Below are 16735 nucleotides of genomic sequence, written 5' to 3' on the forward strand. Positions count from 1 at the left end.
TGGAAGGCCGGCTGCACGAAAACAACGGCTGACAAAGCGCTCATGCCGTTCGTCGGGCGCCGACTCGGCGGGGCTCAGCCCGCCAGCAGGCTTCGCGCCTCCTCGATCCGCCCCCTGGCCTCGGCCAGCACGGCGAGGCTGGTCTCCGGGTCGAGCCCTCGCCGCGCCGTGACCTTGCGAAAGGCGGGCAACTGCACCATGGGCGGCACGTCGGGGGCGTCGGGGCGGCCCATCCAGGCGTGGAGCTGGGCCACGATCACCAGGTCGGCATAGTCCGGGGCGGGCGCCGGGTCGCGCCACCAGTCCTCGGCCTCGCGGGCCGCCGTCACCAGGGTGTCGGGGAAGTTCCAATCGGCCAGCAGGCGCGCGCCCAGTTCGCCGCGGCGGCCGGTGACGAGTTCGTCCAGGATGGCGTCGTCGGCGGCCAACTCCGGGTCGTCGGCCGCCAGGTTGTAGATGGGCACGCCGCCGATGTCGTGGAGCAGTCCCGCCACCATGGCCTCCTCCGGTTCCAGGCAGCGCAGTTCGCGGCTCAACACCATGGCGATGGCGGCCACCTGAGTGCTGTGCTGCCACAGGGCTTCGAGACGTCGGCGCACAGCCGGGTTCGTGGCCTTGAACAGTTCGCCCATGGCGAAGGCGACGATGAGCTGGCGGGCGGTCTTCATGCCCAGGCGCACGATGGCCTTGTCGCAGTCGTTCACCGAAGTCAGGCCATGGAACAGGGGGCTGTTGGCGGCACGGATGAGCTTGGCAGTGATGGGCGGGTCGTTGATGAGGATGGCCGCCAGATCCCGCGGGTCGGCCTCGTCGCGGTCGATGGCACGCACGGCATCCATGGCGATATGGGGCAGGCTGGGGAGGCGAAAATCCCCCTTGTCCAACAGGGCCTGGTAGCGCCCCACCAGTCCCCCGCTGGCTCCCTCGCCATGATGGCTCACCTCTTCCACCACGTACTGGGACGCCCGATCTACGGGCTCCAGGCGGCCCAGGCCCGAGACGTCCACCCGCAGGCAGGTGACGGCGGTCGCCGCCACCGCTCGATAATGGCGCGGTTGCAGCTGGGCCAGGGGTTGCCGGGCCGCCCGGGTGCCGCCATCCACCACCCGCGCGCGGCCGTCGGCGGCCACCAGCCTCACGGTGCCCTCCACCACGAAGTACATCCACGGGTCGCTGTCACCCAGTTCGAACAGCACACCCTTGGCCTTCAGGCCGAAGAGTTCGCTACGGCTGGCGAGCACCAGGAGGTCGTCCTTGTCGAAATGGGCGAAGGGCTCCAGGGTACCGAGGAGGGTGCTCAACTCCTGTCCGTCCACGGTGACGGCCCGGTGTTGATGGGGGCTCGATGATGAGAGGCGGGACTGCATTGCGGGATCTGGCTCTCCGTGCATAGTGTGTGTTGGGAGACATCGTAATGATCGGGTCATCCTACCCAGGTTAGCGGCCCGACGCCCCACCGCTTGACATAGGGCACGCGTGGATTCTCGCAGGTCACTTAGCCTTGGCTGCCATGGATCGCTTCGAAGCGTTGACCGCCCTGCTGCGCACCTGCTGGCGGTGGCGGACGCCCATGGTCTGGCGCTATTCTAGGCGTCGGGCAAACAACCGGCCACATCGTCTCTCGTGCTTGCGGCCATACCAGCGCACCACCCGACTCCCGGGAAACCTGAGCCACGTCCTATAGCCTCCGTCCCATGGCCGTCCATTCCAGCCTCACCCGCACCATCACCCGTTGTCACCGGGAGTTGGACGAGATGTTCCTTGATCCACCAGGAGGCCCTGGTGATGGGGCGCTTCCATGATGCCAGGATACTACTCGACTGCTACCAGGGGCCCCATGAGCTCCACAAGACCTTCGAGGACGACCACCTACTGCCCCGGCACGCCACCCTGGAACGACCGGTGCAGTGGCAGAGTTCGCTCTACGACCACGAGCACCGGCGCATCGGCCGCCTGATGGAACGGCTGGTGGAGCGACTGGACACGCTCGAGGACTGCCGGATGGCGGCCGGTCCCCGGCGCCGGGCCATCATCACGCTCCTTGAGGAGGAGAAGACTCTTAAGGGCATGGTGGAGCACCACCAGGAACGGGAGGAGAAGGGCTGCTGCCGGAACTGGATGGCGCCACCGGCGATGACTGGCGGGCCGCGATCCTGGCCCCCTTCGGCGCCGCCTGGGAGGCCGCCCTGGACCACAGCCGGAGCATCGCCGGCGGGATCGATCTGCCCGAGCCATGACCCTGCTCTCGGCCAGTATCCTGCTGTTCCTGGTGATGGATCCCTTCGGCAACATCCCTTTCTTTCAAGTGGTCCTGGGGCCCATCGCCGCCGAGCGCGGCGGCGTGTCATCGCCCGGGAGATGCTCATCGCCCTGGCGGTGCTGGTCCTCTTTCTCCTTGCCGGACCACGTTTCCTGGCCCTGCTGAATATCTCCGAGATGGCCCTGGAGATCGCCGGCGGCATCATCCTGTTTCTCATTGCTCTGCGCATGATCTTCAAATCGCCGCGGGAGATGTTCTCCGACGATCTGGAAGGAGAGCCCCTGGTGGTACCCCTGGCCATACCCTCGGTGGCCGGACCATCGGCGGTGGCGGTGGTGCTGGTGCTGTCGGCCCAGGAACCGGAACGCTGGGGCGATTGGCTGCTGGCGCTGCTGCTGGCCTGGGCCGCCACGGGGCTCATCCTGCTGGGGTCCTCGAACCTGGGCCGCATCCTCGGGGAGCGGGGACTCATGGCCCTGCAGCGCCTCATGGGGCTGCTGCTCACCACCATCGCCGTGGAGATGTTCATCCGCGGCCTGAGGGATTTCTGAAGGCCGGCCGGTGCCCTGCCACAGGAGCTGACATCTTCATGGACTTCGCCGCTTGGTTCACCCTCGGCACCGTGGTGTTCACCGCCACCCTGCTCATCGCCACCCGGGTGGCGGCGGACCTCATCCTGGTGGGCGGCCTCACCCTGCTCATCCTGGCCCGGGTCATCACCCCCGCCGAGGCCCTGGCGGGAGTGGCCAACCCGGGGCTGGCCACGGTGGCCGTGCTCTATGTGGTGGTGGCCGGCCTGGTGGACACCGGCGGCATCCACGCCCTCGGCAGCCGCCTGCTGGGACGGCCGCGCACCGTGGCTGCCGCCCAGACCCGGCTCATGCTGCCGGTGGCCGCCATGAGCGGCTTCCTCAACAACACCCCGGTGGTGGCCATGCTGGTGCCGGTGGTGGAGGACTGGGCGCGGCGCACGGGCCTGTCGGTGTCGCGTCTCATGATCCCCCTGTCCTACGCCGCCATCCTCGGCGGCACCCTCACCCTCATCGGCACCAGCACCAACCTCATCGTCCACGGCATGCTGCTGGAGCATTCCGACCTCGGCCCCATGGGCTTCTTCGAGATCGGCGCCGTGGGACTGCCGGTGGCCATCATCGGCCTGTTGTTCATCCTCGGACCCGGGCGCTGGCTGCTGCCGGAGCGCCGCCCGCCCCTGCGCATCCCCGGGGACGCTCGGGAATACGCCGTGGAGATGCTGGTGGCCGGCGGCAGCCCCCTGGTGGGGCGCAGCATCGAGGAGGCCGGCCTGCGCCAGCTGCCCGGCGCCTTCCTGGCGGAGATCGAGCGCGGCGACACCCTGCTGCCGGCGGTAGCCCCCAGCGAGCGCCTGCGGGCCGGGGACCGCCTGTTGTTCGTGGGGGTGGTGGATTCCATGGCGGAGTTGCTGCGCATCCGCGGCCTGATGCCGGCCCCGGACCAGCTCTTCAAGCTGGACACCCCGCGGCCCGAGCGCCGCCTCTACGAGGTGGTGGTGGCGGACCACTGCCCGGTGCGCGGCACCACCATCCGCGACGGCGGCTTCCGTTCCCGCTACGAGGCAGTGGTGATCGCGGTAGCGAGGAACGGCGAGCGGCTGAGGGGCAAGGTGGGCGACATCACTTTGCGGGCCGGCGACACCCTGCTGCTGGAGGCCCGGCCTTCCTTCGCCGAGCGCCAGCGCCACTCCCGGGACTTCCTGCTCATCCACGAGCTCTCCGGCCATGCCGTGCCGCGCCACGACCGGGCCTGGATGGCCCTGGTGGTGCTCGGGCTGATGGTGGGTGCGGCGGCCACCGGCCTGGCCACCATGTTCGAGGCGGCCCTGGGGGCGGCGGCCCTCATGATCCTCAGCCACTGCACCACCCCGGCCTCGGCCCGGGCCAGCATCGACTGGTCCGTGCTCACGGTGATCGGCGCCTCGCTGGGCATCGGTCAGGCACTCATCGTGACCGGTGCCGCGGCCACCGTCGCCCACTGGTGGCTGGCCACCGCCGGCGACGAATCCGTGGCTGGCCCTGGTGGCCATCTACGCCCTCACCAGCGTGTTCACCTCCCTGGTGACCAACAACGCCGCCGCCGTGTTGATCTTCCCCATCGCCGATACCGCCGCCGCCTCCCTGGGGGTGAGCCTGATGCCCTTCGTGGCGGCCATCATGATGGCCGCCTCCGCCAGCTTCGCCACCCCCATCGGCTACCAGACCAACCTCATCGTCTACGGCCCGGGCGGTTATCGCTTCTCCGACTACCTGCGCATCGGCCTGCCCATGAACATCCTGTTGGGGCTGGTGGCGGTAGTGTTGATTCCATGGGTGTGGGCGTTCTGAGGGGAGAGCCTGCCGCAAATGGCGGGTGGGTGAATAGGGGAAGAGCGAGTGAATAGTGAATGGTGAATAGTGAATAGAAAAAACGGCAGCCGTGGTGTCGAATAACGTGAATGTCTTCGGCTTACGGTGAGGGCTGGCGCCTTCTGTCGGTCGCGATCGAGCTTCTAAACCGTTCACCATTCACCATTCACTATTCACTAAGCGTCCTCCTCACCGCCTCTCCAACGCCGGCCCCAAGCGATACAGCCCCCCGTCATCCTCGTCCGTCAGCAGATCGACCAGGCCGTCGGGGCCCTGGCGCACGTCGCGGATGCGGCCCAGGTCGCCCTGGAGCAGGCGCTCCTCGTGCACCACTTCCTCGCCGTCCAGTTCCAGGCGCACCAGGGTGGCGAACTTGAGGGAACCGACGAGGAGGTCGCCCTGCCAGCCGGGGATGCGGTCGGCGGTGTAGAAGGCCATGCCCGAGGGGGCGATGGAGGGGTCCCGGTGGTACAGGGGCTGGGCCATGCCCTCCTTGTCGGTGCCCTCGCCGATGGCGGTGCCAATGCCATAGTTCACACCGTAGGTGATCACCGGCCAGCCGTAGTTCACCCCGGCGCGGATGATATTCACTTCGTCGCCGCCCTGCGGTCCGTGCTCGTGGGTCCACAATTCGCCGGTCTCGGGATGGAGGGCGGCCCCCTGCACGTTGCGGTTGCCGTAGCTGAAGATCTCCGGCCGGGCATCCGCGCGGTCCACGAAGGGGTTGTCGCCCGGCACGCTGCCGTCGTCATCGATGCGGATCACCGAGCCGGCGTGGTCGCCCAGATCCTGGGCCCGCGGCCGCTCGCCCCGGTCCCCCAGGGTCACGTAGAGCCGCCCGGCACGGTCGAACACCAGCCGCGAGCCGAAGTGCTGGCGCGCCCCCGACTTGGGCTCGAGGCGAAAGATCACCTCGGTATCCTCGAGGTCGCGGCCGTTCCAGCGGCCTCTGGCCACCTCGGTGCCGACGCCGCCGTCACCGGGCCCGGCGTAGGACAGATAGACCCAGCGGTTCTCCTCGAACTCGGGGTGCAGGGCCACATCCAGCAGCCCGCCCTGGCCGTGGGGCTTGATGTCGGGCAGGCCCGCTACCGGCCGCCGGTTACCGCCATCGGCATCCAGCACGTAGAGGCGCCCACCCCGCTCCGTCACCAGGAACCGCTCGTCGGGCAGAAAGGCGAGGCCCCAGGGGTGGGACAGCCCGCCGGCGATGCGTTCCACCTTGAGAGTGGCCTCCTGACTCACCTCAATCTGCTCGGCCCCGGCCATGCCCGCGGCAAGCAGGGCGAGAACACCCGCGATCGGCCCGACGACAGGCCCGGGGCGGGACGGTAAGGTGTACTCGAAGCCTTTGGAATCACGGTGAAGCCTCCTTGTTATGGTCGACGTGAATAAGCCTAGGACAACCGGACGACCGGTCCCGTTCCAGATCCTCGCCGGCGCCCTGCAACACCGGTGTCCGATCCTCACACTGGCGGAGTTCGCGAAAAGGCTTTGATACGGTGCCAAAGTGGCCTGTTCGACCCTTCTGTTGGTAGACTGGACGGGCCAGAAACCGGAGGAGAACGAGCATGCAGGAAGGGACTCTTGATGCGCTCAAGGCGCATTTCGGCTATGACGCCTTTCGTCCAGGTCAGGAGGCGGTGATCAACCATCTGCTCGCCGGCAACTCGGTGGCGGCGGTCTTTCCCACCGGCGGCGGCAAATCCATCTGCTATCAGCTCCCTGCGTTGCTGCTGCCCGGCGTCACCCTGGTGGTCTCGCCGCTGATCGCGCTGATGAAGGATCAGATCGATGCCTTGAGGGCCCGCGGCATCGCGGCGGCGCGCCTCGATTCCACCCTCAGCGCCGATGAACACCGCGCGGTCATGGCGCGGTTGCGCGACGGCAGCCTGCGGCTGCTCTACGTCGCCCCGGAACGCTTCAACAACGAGCGTTTTCGCCAGGCGATAGGCCGGGTAGCGATATCGCTGTTCGCGGTGGATGAGGCGCACTGCATCTCCGAGTGGGGCCATAACTTCCGCCCCGATTACCTCAAGCTGGCCGGTTTTGCCCGCGACATCCGCGCCGAGCGGGTGCTGGCGCTGACCGCCACCGCCACGCCGCCGGTGCTGGAGGATATCTGCCGCGTCTTCGCCATCGCTCCCGAGCATGCGGTGCGCACCGGCTTTTACCGCCCCAACCTGGCGCTGCTGAGCACCGTCGTAACGGATGATGTGCGCGACGAGGTGCTGCTGGAGCGGCTGGGCGGCCGCCCGTCCGGGCCCACTATCGTCTACGTCACCCTGCAGAAGACGGCGCAGGTGCTGGCGGCAAGACTGGTCGCTGCAGGCCTGCCAGCCCGCGCCTATCACGCCGGGATGAAGGATGAGGAGCGCGCCGCCACCCAGGAGTGGTTCATGGCCTCGGACCAGGCCGTGGTGGTGGCCACCATCGCCTTCGGCATGGGGGTGGACAAGGCGGATATCCGCTACGTCTACCACTACAATCCGCCCAAGAGCCTGGAGAACTACGCCCAGGAGATCGGCCGGGCCGGGCGCGATGGCGAGACCGCGATCTGCGAACTGCTGTTCTGCCCCGACGACCTCAACGTGCTGGAGAACTTCATCTACGGCGATACGCCCGACACCGCGGCGCTGCAGCGGCTGGTGCACGACCTTTTCGGCCGCGAGGAGCGCTTCGATGTAGCCCTCTACGAACTCTCTTCCGAGCACGACATCCGCCCCCTGGTGCTGCGCACTCTGCTCACCTACCTGGAACTGGAGGGGTACCTCGAAGGCGGCACGCCGTTCTACAGCCAGTACAAGTTCAAGCCGCTGATCGGTTCGGCGGAAATCTTACAGCGTTTCGAGGGCGAGCGGCGTGCCTTCCTCACCGCGCTGTTTAAACAGGCGAGCAAGGGACGCATCTGGCTCAGTCTCGATGCCGAGGCGGCCGCCGCAGCCCTGGGTACACCGCGCGAGCGGGTGGTGCGCGCCCTCGACTGGCTGGGCGAGCAGGGCATGCTCGAGGTGCAGGCCGCCGGGGTGCGCCATCGTTACCGCCGTTGCCGCCACCCCGAGTCCCTCGATGCCCTGGCCACCGACCTGCACGGGCGGATGGCTCGGCGCGAAGCCGCAGAACTGGAACGCTTGCGTCAGGTCTGTGCGCTGGTGGAGCATCCCGGCTGTCGCAGCGCCATGCTCGCTGCCCACTTCGGCGAGGCGCTGGATATCCCCTGCGGCCACTGCAGTGGCTGCCGCGGAGAGACCGGCGAGTTACCCCCACGGGGTAACGGGACGATCCCGCCGCAGCTGGCCACCGAGCTGGCAACGCTGGTGGCTGAGAAGCGGGCGGTGCTGAATAATCCCCGAGCCGTGGCACGGTTGCTTTGCGGCGTCACCTCGCCCCGGCTGAGCCGCGCCAGGCTGGGTGGCCACAGACTATTCGGTGCGCTGGCTGGGGTGCCGTTCGCGCAGGTGCAGGAGTGGGTGGAACAACGGGTGGACAACCCCTCGACTATCACGCCGAAAGTGCGCGCACAGATCATCGAGAACAATTCCCAGGCCACTCTGGCTGATGCGGCCGGCCTGTCCCAGGCCTATATCGCACAGATTGAGACCGGCAAACGGGCGGGACGGATCGATGCCTACAAGGCTCTTGCCAGCGTTCTGGATGTCGATATAGATGACTTGGTGTGAGTTTTGACCGGAGAACGCCCCCCTGGCCCGGGGGTCCCATGCCCGATGGAACCGTTCGTCTTTCATCCCGCCGTCGCCGCCTGGCTCACCGTTACCTTCGGCACCCCCACGCCGGCGCAGCGCCAGGCCTGGCCCGCCATCGCGCGGCGCGACAACACCCTCATCGCCGCGCCCACCGGTTCGGGCAAGACCCTCGCCGCCTTCCTCGCGGCCATCGACGCCCTGGTGCGCGAGGGCGTGGAGCGGGGGCTCGCCGACGAGACCCGGGTGCTCTACATCTCGCCCCTGAAGGCGCTCTCCAACGATATCCGGAAAAACCTGGAGCAGCCCCTCGCCGGAATCCGCGAGACCCTGTTCCAACAGACCCTGAGGGACGTGGAGATCCGCGCCTGGGTGCGCAGCGGCGATACGCCCCAGGGCGAACGGGCGCGCATGCGCCGCCGGCCCCCTCATATCCTGGTGACCACGCCGGAGTCCCTGTTCATCCTCCTCACCTCGGCCTCGGGGCGGGAGATGCTGCAGACCGTCGGCACGGTGATCGTGGACGAGATCCACGCCCTGGCGGACAGCAAGCGCGGTGCCCACCTGACCCTGTCCCTGGAGCGCCTGGCCGCCCTGTGCGAGGACCACCAGGGCCGGCGCCCCAACCGCATCGGCCTGTCGGCCACCCAGAAGCCCGTCGAGCTGATGGCCCGCTACCTCACCGGCCCCGGCCAGCCCTGCACCATCATCGACACCGGCCACGTACGGCGGCGCGACCTGGCCCTGGTGGTGCCGGACTCGCCCCTGGAAGCGGTGATGGCGGCCGAGGTGTGGCAGGAGATCTACGACCGTCTGGCCGAACTGGTGGAGGCACACCACACCACCCTGATCTTCGTGAACACCCGGCGCCTGGCGGAACGGGCGGCGCGCTTCCTGGCGGAGCGCCTGGGGGAGGACAGCGTCACCGCCCACCACGGCAGCCTGGCGCGGGAGCACCGCCTCGACGCCGAGCAGCGCCTGAAGGGCGGCCGGCTGCGGGCCTTGGTAGCCACGGCGTCGCTGGAACTCGGCATCGACATCGGCGACGTGGATCTGGTGTGCCAGCTCGGCTCGCCGCGCTCCATTGCCACCCTGCTGCAACGGGTCGGGCGTTCCGGCCACGGCGTGGCCGGGCTGCCCAAGGGACGCCTGTTTCCCCTGTCCCGGGACGACCTGCTGGAGTGCACGGCGCTGCTGGACGCGGTGCGCCGCGACGAGCTGGACCGCATCCCCATGCCCGAGGGGCCGCTGGACGTGCTGGCCCAGCAGATGGTGGCGGAGGTGGCCGGGCGCGACTGGCGGGAGACGGCCCTCTACGACTGCTTCCGCCGCGCCTGGCCCTACCGCGACCTCGACCGCGAGGCCTTCACGGCGGTGGCGCGCATGCTGGGCGAGGGCTTCTCCACCCGCCGCGGCCGGCGCGGCGCCTATCTCTACCGCGACGCCATCAACGGCTGGCTGCGCCCCCGCCCCGCCGCCCGTCTCACCGCCATCACCAACGGCGGCGCCATCCCCGACCTCTTCGACTACGACGTGGTGCTGTCGCCGGAAGGCCATTCCATCGGCAGCCTCAACGAGGACTTCGCCTTCGAAAGCCTGCCGGGGGACATCTTCCAGCTGGGCAACACCTCCTACCGCATCCTCAAGGTGGAGCAGGGCAAGGTCCACGTCGAGGACGCCCACGGCCAGCCGCCCAACATCCCCTTCTGGTTCGGCGAGGCACCGGGACGCACGGACGAGCTGTCCCTCGCCGTGTCCCGGCTGCGCCAGGAGGCCGCCGCCCAGCTGGAGCAGGGTCCGGAGGCCACCGCGGCGTGGCTGGCGGATGATCTGGGGCTGGCGGCCGGCGCGGCGCGCCAGCTCACCGACTACCTGGGGGCGGCCAAGGCGGCCCTGGGGGCCCTGCCCACCTTCGACACCCTCATCTTCGAGCGCTTCTTCGACGGCGTGGGCGACATGCACTTCGTCATCCACTCACCCTTCGGCTCACGCATCAACCGCGCCTGGGGCCTGGCCCTGCGCAAGCGCTTCTGCCGCAAGTTCAACTTCGAGCTCCAGGCCGCCGCCACCGAGGACAGCATCATCCTGTCCCTGGGCCCGACCCACAGCTTCCCCCTGGAGGAGGTGGCGGCCTACCTCAAGGCGGCGACGGTGAAGGACGTCCTGGTCCAGGCGCTGCTGGCCGCGCCCTGTTCGCCACCCGCTGGCGCTGGAACGCCAACATCGCCCTGGCGGTGGCCCGCAACCGCAACGGCAGGCGGGTGCCGGCCCAGTTCCAGCGCTCCGATGCCGAGGACCTGCTGGCCGTGATATTCCCCGACCAGCTGGCCTGCGTGGAGAACATCGCCGGCGACCGCGAGATACCCGACCACCCCCTGGTGGACCAGACCCTCCACGACTGCCTGCACGAGGCCATGGACATCGATGGCCTGAGGGCCGTGCTGGAACGCCTGGAGCGGAGCGAGATCCGGCTCGTCAGCCGTGACCTCACCACCCCTCGCCCCTGGCCATGGAGGTGATCGACGCCCGCCCCTACGCCTTCCTCGACGACGCTCCGGCGGAGGAACGCCGCACCCTGGCCATCCAGCAGCGCCGCTACCTCGACCTCGGGTCGGCGGCGGACATCGGCCGCCTGGACCCGGCCGCCATCCAGCGGGTGCGCGAGGAGGCCTGGCCCGATGGCCACGGCGCCGACGAGCTCCACGACGGCCTCGTCCTGCTGGGCTTCATGAGCGAGGACGAGGCGCGCCACGGCCCGCCGGCGGGCGCGGCGGGGGCGCCTGAATCCGGCTGGCCGGCGCTGCTGGATGCCCTGAGCGCCGAGGGCGCGCCACCCGGCTGACCTTGGACGGCGGGCGGCGGATGTGGGTCGCCGCGGAGCGCCTGGGGGAAGTGCTGGCCCTCTTCCACGGCGGCACTGGAGCCGCCCATAGCCCCCTGCCTGGTCGGCGGCGAGGGGTCCCCGTCCGCGGAGGAGGCCTTGCGCGAACTCATCCGCAGCCGCCTGGAAGGCCTGGGGCCGGTGACGGTGGACACCCTGGCGCAGCCCCTGGGGCTGGCCGCCGAGCCGGTGGCCCGCGCCCTGCTCGAACTGGAACAGGAAGGCATGGCCATCCAGGGCCGTTTCACCCCCACCCCGGCGGCCACCGAGTGGTGTGACCGGCGCCTGCTGGCGCGCATCCATCGCTACACCCTGAAGCGCCTGCGCAGCGAGATCGAGGCGGTGGCGCCCGCCGATTACATGCGCTTCCTGCTCGACTGGCAGGGACTGGAGGATCGCGGCGAGGGCCAGGAGGCCCTGGCCGGCGTGCTGGAGCAGCTGGAGGGCTGCGCCCTACCCGCCGTGGGCTGGGAGCAGGAGATTCTGCCGGCGCGGCTTGCGCGCTACAGCGCCGACATGCTGGACGCCCTGTGCCTGTCGGGGCGCATCACCTGGCTGCGTCCCGATCCCCGGCCGCGGGGGACGGCGTCGAAGGCCGCAAGGCGGCGCCGGTGCGCATCACCCCCATCGCCCTGGTGAGCCGCCGGCACGCCCGCCACTGGCGCCGGCCACAGTCGGGCGCCCGGCGGAGCCGCCGCACCTGTCCCATCCGGCCCGGCGCGTGAAGGAGGCCCTCGAGGGCCACGGCGCCTCCTTCTTCATCGACCTGGTGCAGGAAACCGGGCTGTTGCGCACCCAGGCGGAGGAAGCCCTGGCGGAGCTGGTGGCCCGCGGCCTGGTGACTTCCGACGGCTTCGCCGGCTTGCGGGCACTGATCACGCCCCACAACCGCCGCCCCGGCTTCGGCCGCGGCCGGCGTCGCCACCGCGCCACCGGGGCGGCGGTTGACGACGGCGGGCGCTGGTCTCTGCTGCGCCCCGCGGCCGCGGCGCTGGAGTACGACGCCCCCGCCCGACCCGCCGACGACGAGGCGGTGGAGCACATCGCCCACACCCTGCTGCGGCGCTACGGCGTGGTGTTCCGCAAGGTGCTGGAGCGGGAGGCCAACCTGCCCCCGTGGCGCGAACTGCTCCCTGTCTATCGGCGCATGGAGGCCCGCGGCGAGCTGCGCGGCGGGCGCTTCGTGCAGTCCTTCAGCGGCGAGCAGTTCGCCCTGGCGGGGGCGGTGACCCGCCTGCGCGCGGTCCGCAAACGCAAGAAGCGGGGCGACCTCGTGGCCCTGTCCGCCATCGAGCCCCTCAACCTGGTGGGCATCATCGCCCGGGGCGCCGCGTCCCGCCCAGATCAACAACCGTATCCTGCTGCGCGACGGCGTGCCCGTGGCCGCCCTCGTCGCCGGCGAGGTGGAGGTCTTCTCGGATCTAGACGACCGCCAGCGCGCCCAGGCGCGCCAGATGCTGATCCGTAAAGCACCGGGGCAGGTGCTCCAGTTCCAGGCCTCCTGAATCGCTGTTCCGAAATGTCGATCACCGAAGGTCTCGGAGGTGAGCGCACTCGATCCAGTCCCCTGCACCGTCGACGCGGCGACCCGGCTGTGGGCCACCCGGAAGGCACCGGGCCGGCCGGCGCTGCCAGGGCAGACAGCATCGAGGATAACGGGCTAACCTACCGCCACCATGCCTGCCCACCCGCCCCTGCCCAGATGGCCGACCCTGACCCTCGAGCGCGAGTTCCAGGGACGGGTCTGCGGAGTGGACGAGGTGGGCTATGCCCCCTCGCCGGGCCGCTGGTGGCCGCCGCGGTGGTGCTGCCGGGCGGCGCCAAGCCGCGGCAGCTGCGCGGCCTGACCGATTCCAAGCTGCTGTCGGCGGCTGAGCGGGCCCGCTTTGCCGCCATCATCCAGCGCATCGGCGAGGTGGGCATCGGCATGGCCACGGTGGAGGAGATAGACCGGCTGAATATCTTTCACGCCGACATGCTCGCCATGGGGCGCGCCGTCGAGGCCCTGGGGGCCTCCCCGGACGCCGCCCTGGTGGACGGGCGGGCCGCACCGCCGCTGTCCTGCACGGTGAGGCCGGTGGTCAAGGGCGACCGCCGTTCCCTGTCCATCGCCGCCGCCTCGGTGGTGGCCAAGGTGACCCGCGACCGCCTGATGCAGGAACTCGCGGTGCGCTGTCCCGGCTACGGCTGGCATACCAACGTCGGCTACGGCACGGACGCCCACTACCTGGGACTGCTGCGCAAGGGCCCGACGCCCCACCACCGCCAGAGCTTCGCGCCCCTGACCACCCTCTTCGGCCCCGACGGCCCGCCCCTGGCGCGGTTCCGCTACCGCGCCCTGGCCGGCCGGCCCGACGTCCGCGGCCTGGAGCTGCTGCAGTTGCGCCACGATCTGCACGCCGTGTTCGACGGCGCGGGCCATCACCTCGGCCAGGTCAAGAACCTGCGGGGACGCTGGACCTTCCAGGCGGTGGGCTACGGCAACGATGCCGAGCCGGTGAACGGCGCCGGCCCCTGTGCCTGCTGCCACGGCGAACGGCTGGACGCACCGGAACGTCGCGCCCTCATCAGCCTGATGACGAGCATGCTCGGCTGAGGGCGGTTTGACCGCGCCCAGGCCCGGGCTCAGAGCGACGATTAGAAAATGCTTCCAAGTACTCGGAATGTGCCGATTAAACGCAGCGGCGCGGCGGCCTGGGCCACCTTCCGGGCTCAGGCGTCCACGTGTATCCCTCCTGCTCCCGCGAGTAATGTCAATGCACCACAAATACAATGATTGATAATCTTTGTATGCCCACCTAAGATTCTTTGCGGGAATGTCTATCCTTGGAGGTCATTATGCATGTATCACTCACTCCCGAACTGGAATCTCGCGTTAAAGCCAAAGTGGAAACTGGCATGTACAACAATGCCAGCGAAGTCATCCGTGAAGCACTACGGTTCATGGAGACCCACGAAGACTGGATTCACGAGATCAAACTGGCTCGCCTGCGTGAGCAGCTGAAAGCCGGTACAGAGCAACTGGATCATGACAAAGGTATCGCAATCGAATCGAAAGTGGCGCTTGAGGCCTTTTTCGACGATATCAAGCGCTGACCTTCATGACATCTCATCAGCTCGTCATTGCGCCTGCCGCCCAGAATGACCTCAAAGAGATTTATCAATACGGCCTGCGCCAGTGGGGGCAGGCCCAATCCGAAAGCTATCTGGCCAAGGTAAAGGATCAGTTCTGGTTACTGACCCAGCAGCCACTTATGGGTACCGAACGCCCCGAACTCCTGCCTGACGCCAGAAGCCTCCCATCAAAGCCACACCCTGTTTTACCGTGTGACCGCCAACAGGGTTGAAATCATCCGTGTACTGCATGGCCGCCAGGATCCACAACGTCACCTGAAATAGCCATACGCAAATCATTTAACTGCCGGAAAAATAGCTGATGCCAGTCGGTGCCAGGCATTGCCCGCCAATGCCGGTCACTCCCACTCGATGGTGGCCGGGGGCTTGCCGAAATTACGGTGACACTTTGCCCATTACACCAATTTCGAAATTACGGTGAATTACGGTGGCACTTTACCCATTACACCAATTTCGAAATTACGGTGGCACTTTACCCATTACACCAATTTCCTGCCGCGCCGCGTCACGGTTCATCGGCTTTCGGCCGCGCTTGCCCCGCTGCGTAATGATGCGGGACGCCGGGGACACTGATGCGGGGCAGGGCGCGGGGCATGGCGCCAAGCTACGACAGGACGGCGGTAGTACAATTGGTAAGGTGTCACTGTAATAGGTGGAGCACATCGCCCACACTGCTGCGGCGCTACGGCGTGGTATTCCGCAAAGTGCTGGAGCGCCGAGGCCAACCTGCCCCCGTGGCGCGAGCTGCTCCATGTCTACCGTCGCATGGAGGCCCGCGGCGAACTGCGCGGCGGGCGCTTCGTGCAGTCCTTCGGCGGCGAGCAGTTCGCCCTGGCGGGGGCGGGTGGCCCGCCTGCGCGCGGTCCGCAAACGCAAGAAGCGGGGCGACCTCGTGGCCCTGTCCGCCATCGAGCCCCTCAACCTGGTGGGCGTCGTCGCCCCGGGGCGCCGCGTCCCGCCCAAATCAACAACCGTATCCTGCTGCGCGACGGCGTGCCCGTGGCCGCCCACGTCGCCGGCGAGGTGAAGGTCTTCTCGGATCTGGATGACCGCCAGCGCCCCCAGGCGCGCCAGATGCTAGATGCCGGCAAGGCACCGGGGCAGGTGCTCCAGTTCCAGGCCTCCTGAATCGCTGTTCCGAAATGTCGATCACCGAAAGTCTCGGAGGTGAGCGCACTCGATCCAGTCCCCTGCACCGTCGACGCGGCGACCCGGCTGTGGGCCACCCGGAAGGCACCGGGCCGGCCGGCGCTGCCAGGGCAGACAGCATCGAGGATAACGGGCATAACCTACCGCCACCATGCCTGCCCACCCGCCCCTGCCCAGATGGCCGACCCTGACCCTCGAGCGCGAGTTCCAGGACGGGTCTGCGGCGTGGACGAGGTGGGCTATGCCCGCCTCGCCGGGCCGGTGGTGGCCGCCGCGGTGGTGCTGCCGGGCGGCGCCAAGCCGCGGCAGCTGCGCGGCCTGACCGATTCCAAGCTGCTGTCGGCGGCTGAGCGGGCCCGCTTTGCCGCCATCATCCAGCGCATCGGCGAGGTGGGCATCGGCATGGCCACGGTGGAGGAAATCAACCGCCTGAATATCTTCCACGCCGACATGCTCGCCATGGGGCGCGCCGTCGAGGCCCTGGGGGCCTCCCCGGACGCCGCCCTGGTGGACGGGCGGGCCGCACCGCCGCTGTCCTGCACGGTGAGGCCGGTGGTCGAGGGCGACCGGCGTTCCCTGTCCATCGCCGCCGCCTCGGTGGTGGCCAAGGTGACCCGCGACCGCCTGATGCAGGAACTCGCGGTGCGCTGTCCCGGCTATGGCTGGCATACCAACGTCGGCTACGGCACGGATGCCCACTACCTGGGGCTGCTGCGCAAGGGCCCGACGCCCACACCACCGCCAGAGCTTCGCACCCCTGACCACCCTCTTCGGCCCCGACGGCCCGCCCCTGACGCGGGTTCCGCTACCGCGCCCTGGCCGACCGGCCCGACGTCCGCGGCCTGGAACTGCTGCAGCTGCGCCACGATCTGCACGCCGTGTTCGACGGCACCGGCCATCGCCTCGGCCAGGTCGAGAACCTGCAGGGGACGCTGGACCTTCCAGGCGGTGGGCTACGGCGACGACGCCGAGCCAGTGAACGGCGCCGGCCCCTGTGCCCGCTGCCACGGCGAACGGCTGGTGGCACCGGAACGCGACGCCCTGCTCCGCCTGCTGGCTGGCACTCTCGGCTGAAGACGGCGCTTTTGCGACGCATGCCCGTATCCCTGGTCGCCGCCCGACCGAGCCGTCCGGTAGCGGGCCGTGGCCGCCGCCCTCAGGCGATGAGCAGCACGGTGGCGATGGCGAGGAAGCTGGAAGACCCGCCACGTCGGTCACCGTGGTCAGC

10 protein-coding genes and 3 pseudogenes are annotated in these 16735 nt (G+C 69.0%); 11 read left to right on the forward strand and 2 right to left on the reverse strand.

What is annotated here, in order from left to right; genetic code table 11:
* Window positions 1–74: 74 nt before the first annotated feature.
* Window positions 75–1367 (reverse strand): HDOD domain-containing protein, encoded by a 1293-nt coding sequence (locus tag U5S82_03135; protein ID MDZ7750663.1) that lies wholly within the window; start codon window positions 1365–1367, stop codon window positions 75–77.
* An 866-nt stretch (window positions 1368–2233) separates the two neighbouring features.
* On the opposite strand from U5S82_03135, the pseudogene U5S82_03140 reads away from it, so the two are divergent.
* The 3 genes and pseudogenes from U5S82_03140 (at window position 2234) to U5S82_03150 (ending at window position 4620) form a co-directional block, all read left to right on the forward strand.
* Window positions 2234–2811: pseudogene (locus U5S82_03140) on the forward strand (MarC family protein).
* 38 nt (window positions 2812–2849) lie between these two features.
* Window positions 2850–4217, forward strand: a pseudogene (locus U5S82_03145) (SLC13 family permease).
* Window positions 4218–4353: 136 nt separating this feature from the next.
* Window positions 4354–4620 (forward strand): hypothetical protein, encoded by a 267-nt coding sequence (locus tag U5S82_03150; GenBank protein MDZ7750664.1) that lies wholly within the window; start codon window positions 4354–4356, stop codon window positions 4618–4620.
* A gap of 210 nt (window positions 4621–4830) precedes the next feature.
* On the opposite strand, the gene U5S82_03155 is transcribed toward U5S82_03150, so the two are convergent.
* Window positions 4831–5910 (reverse strand): PQQ-dependent sugar dehydrogenase, encoded by a 1080-nt coding sequence (locus tag U5S82_03155; GenBank protein ID MDZ7750665.1) that lies wholly within the window; start codon window positions 5908–5910, stop codon window positions 4831–4833.
* Window positions 5911–6212: 302 nt separating this feature from the next.
* On the opposite strand from U5S82_03155, the gene U5S82_03160 reads away from it, so the two are divergent.
* The 8 genes and pseudogenes from U5S82_03160 (at window position 6213) to U5S82_03195 (ending at window position 16581) form a co-directional block, all read left to right on the forward strand.
* On the forward strand, window positions 6213–8321 hold the full coding sequence (locus U5S82_03160; GenBank protein MDZ7750666.1) for a RecQ family ATP-dependent DNA helicase: 2109 nt from the start codon (window positions 6213–6215) through the stop codon (window positions 8319–8321).
* Window positions 8322–8366: 45 nt separating this feature from the next.
* Window positions 8367–11778 (forward strand): annotated as a pseudogene (locus U5S82_03165) (DEAD/DEAH box helicase).
* Between the two features lie 166 nt (window positions 11779–11944).
* A complete protein-coding gene (locus U5S82_03170; GenBank protein MDZ7750667.1) occupies window positions 11945–12691 on the forward strand; it encodes a hypothetical protein in 747 nt (248 codons plus the stop codon).
* Window positions 12692–13012: 321 nt separating this feature from the next.
* Window positions 13013–13819, forward strand: coding sequence for a ribonuclease HII (locus U5S82_03175; protein MDZ7750668.1), 807 nt, complete (start codon window positions 13013–13015; stop codon window positions 13817–13819).
* Between the two features lie 242 nt (window positions 13820–14061).
* A complete protein-coding gene (locus tag U5S82_03180) occupies window positions 14062–14319 on the forward strand; it encodes a type II toxin-antitoxin system ParD family antitoxin (GenBank protein MDZ7750669.1) in 258 nt (85 codons plus the stop codon).
* 5 nt (window positions 14320–14324) lie between these two features.
* A complete protein-coding gene (locus U5S82_03185) occupies window positions 14325–14570 on the forward strand; it encodes a type II toxin-antitoxin system RelE/ParE family toxin (GenBank protein MDZ7750670.1) in 246 nt (81 codons plus the stop codon).
* A 553-nt stretch (window positions 14571–15123) separates the two neighbouring features.
* Window positions 15124–15486, forward strand: coding sequence for a hypothetical protein (locus tag U5S82_03190; GenBank protein MDZ7750671.1), 363 nt, complete (start codon window positions 15124–15126; stop codon window positions 15484–15486).
* A gap of 246 nt (window positions 15487–15732) precedes the next feature.
* Window positions 15733–16581, forward strand: a complete 849-nt coding sequence (locus tag U5S82_03195; GenBank protein MDZ7750672.1) for a ribonuclease HII — start codon at window positions 15733–15735, stop codon at window positions 16579–16581.
* Window positions 16582–16735: the final 154 nt, after the last annotated feature.

This window comes from Gammaproteobacteria bacterium, from assembly GCA_034522055.1.
Classification (GTDB): domain Bacteria; phylum Pseudomonadota; class Gammaproteobacteria; order JAABTG01; family JAABTG01; genus JAABTG01.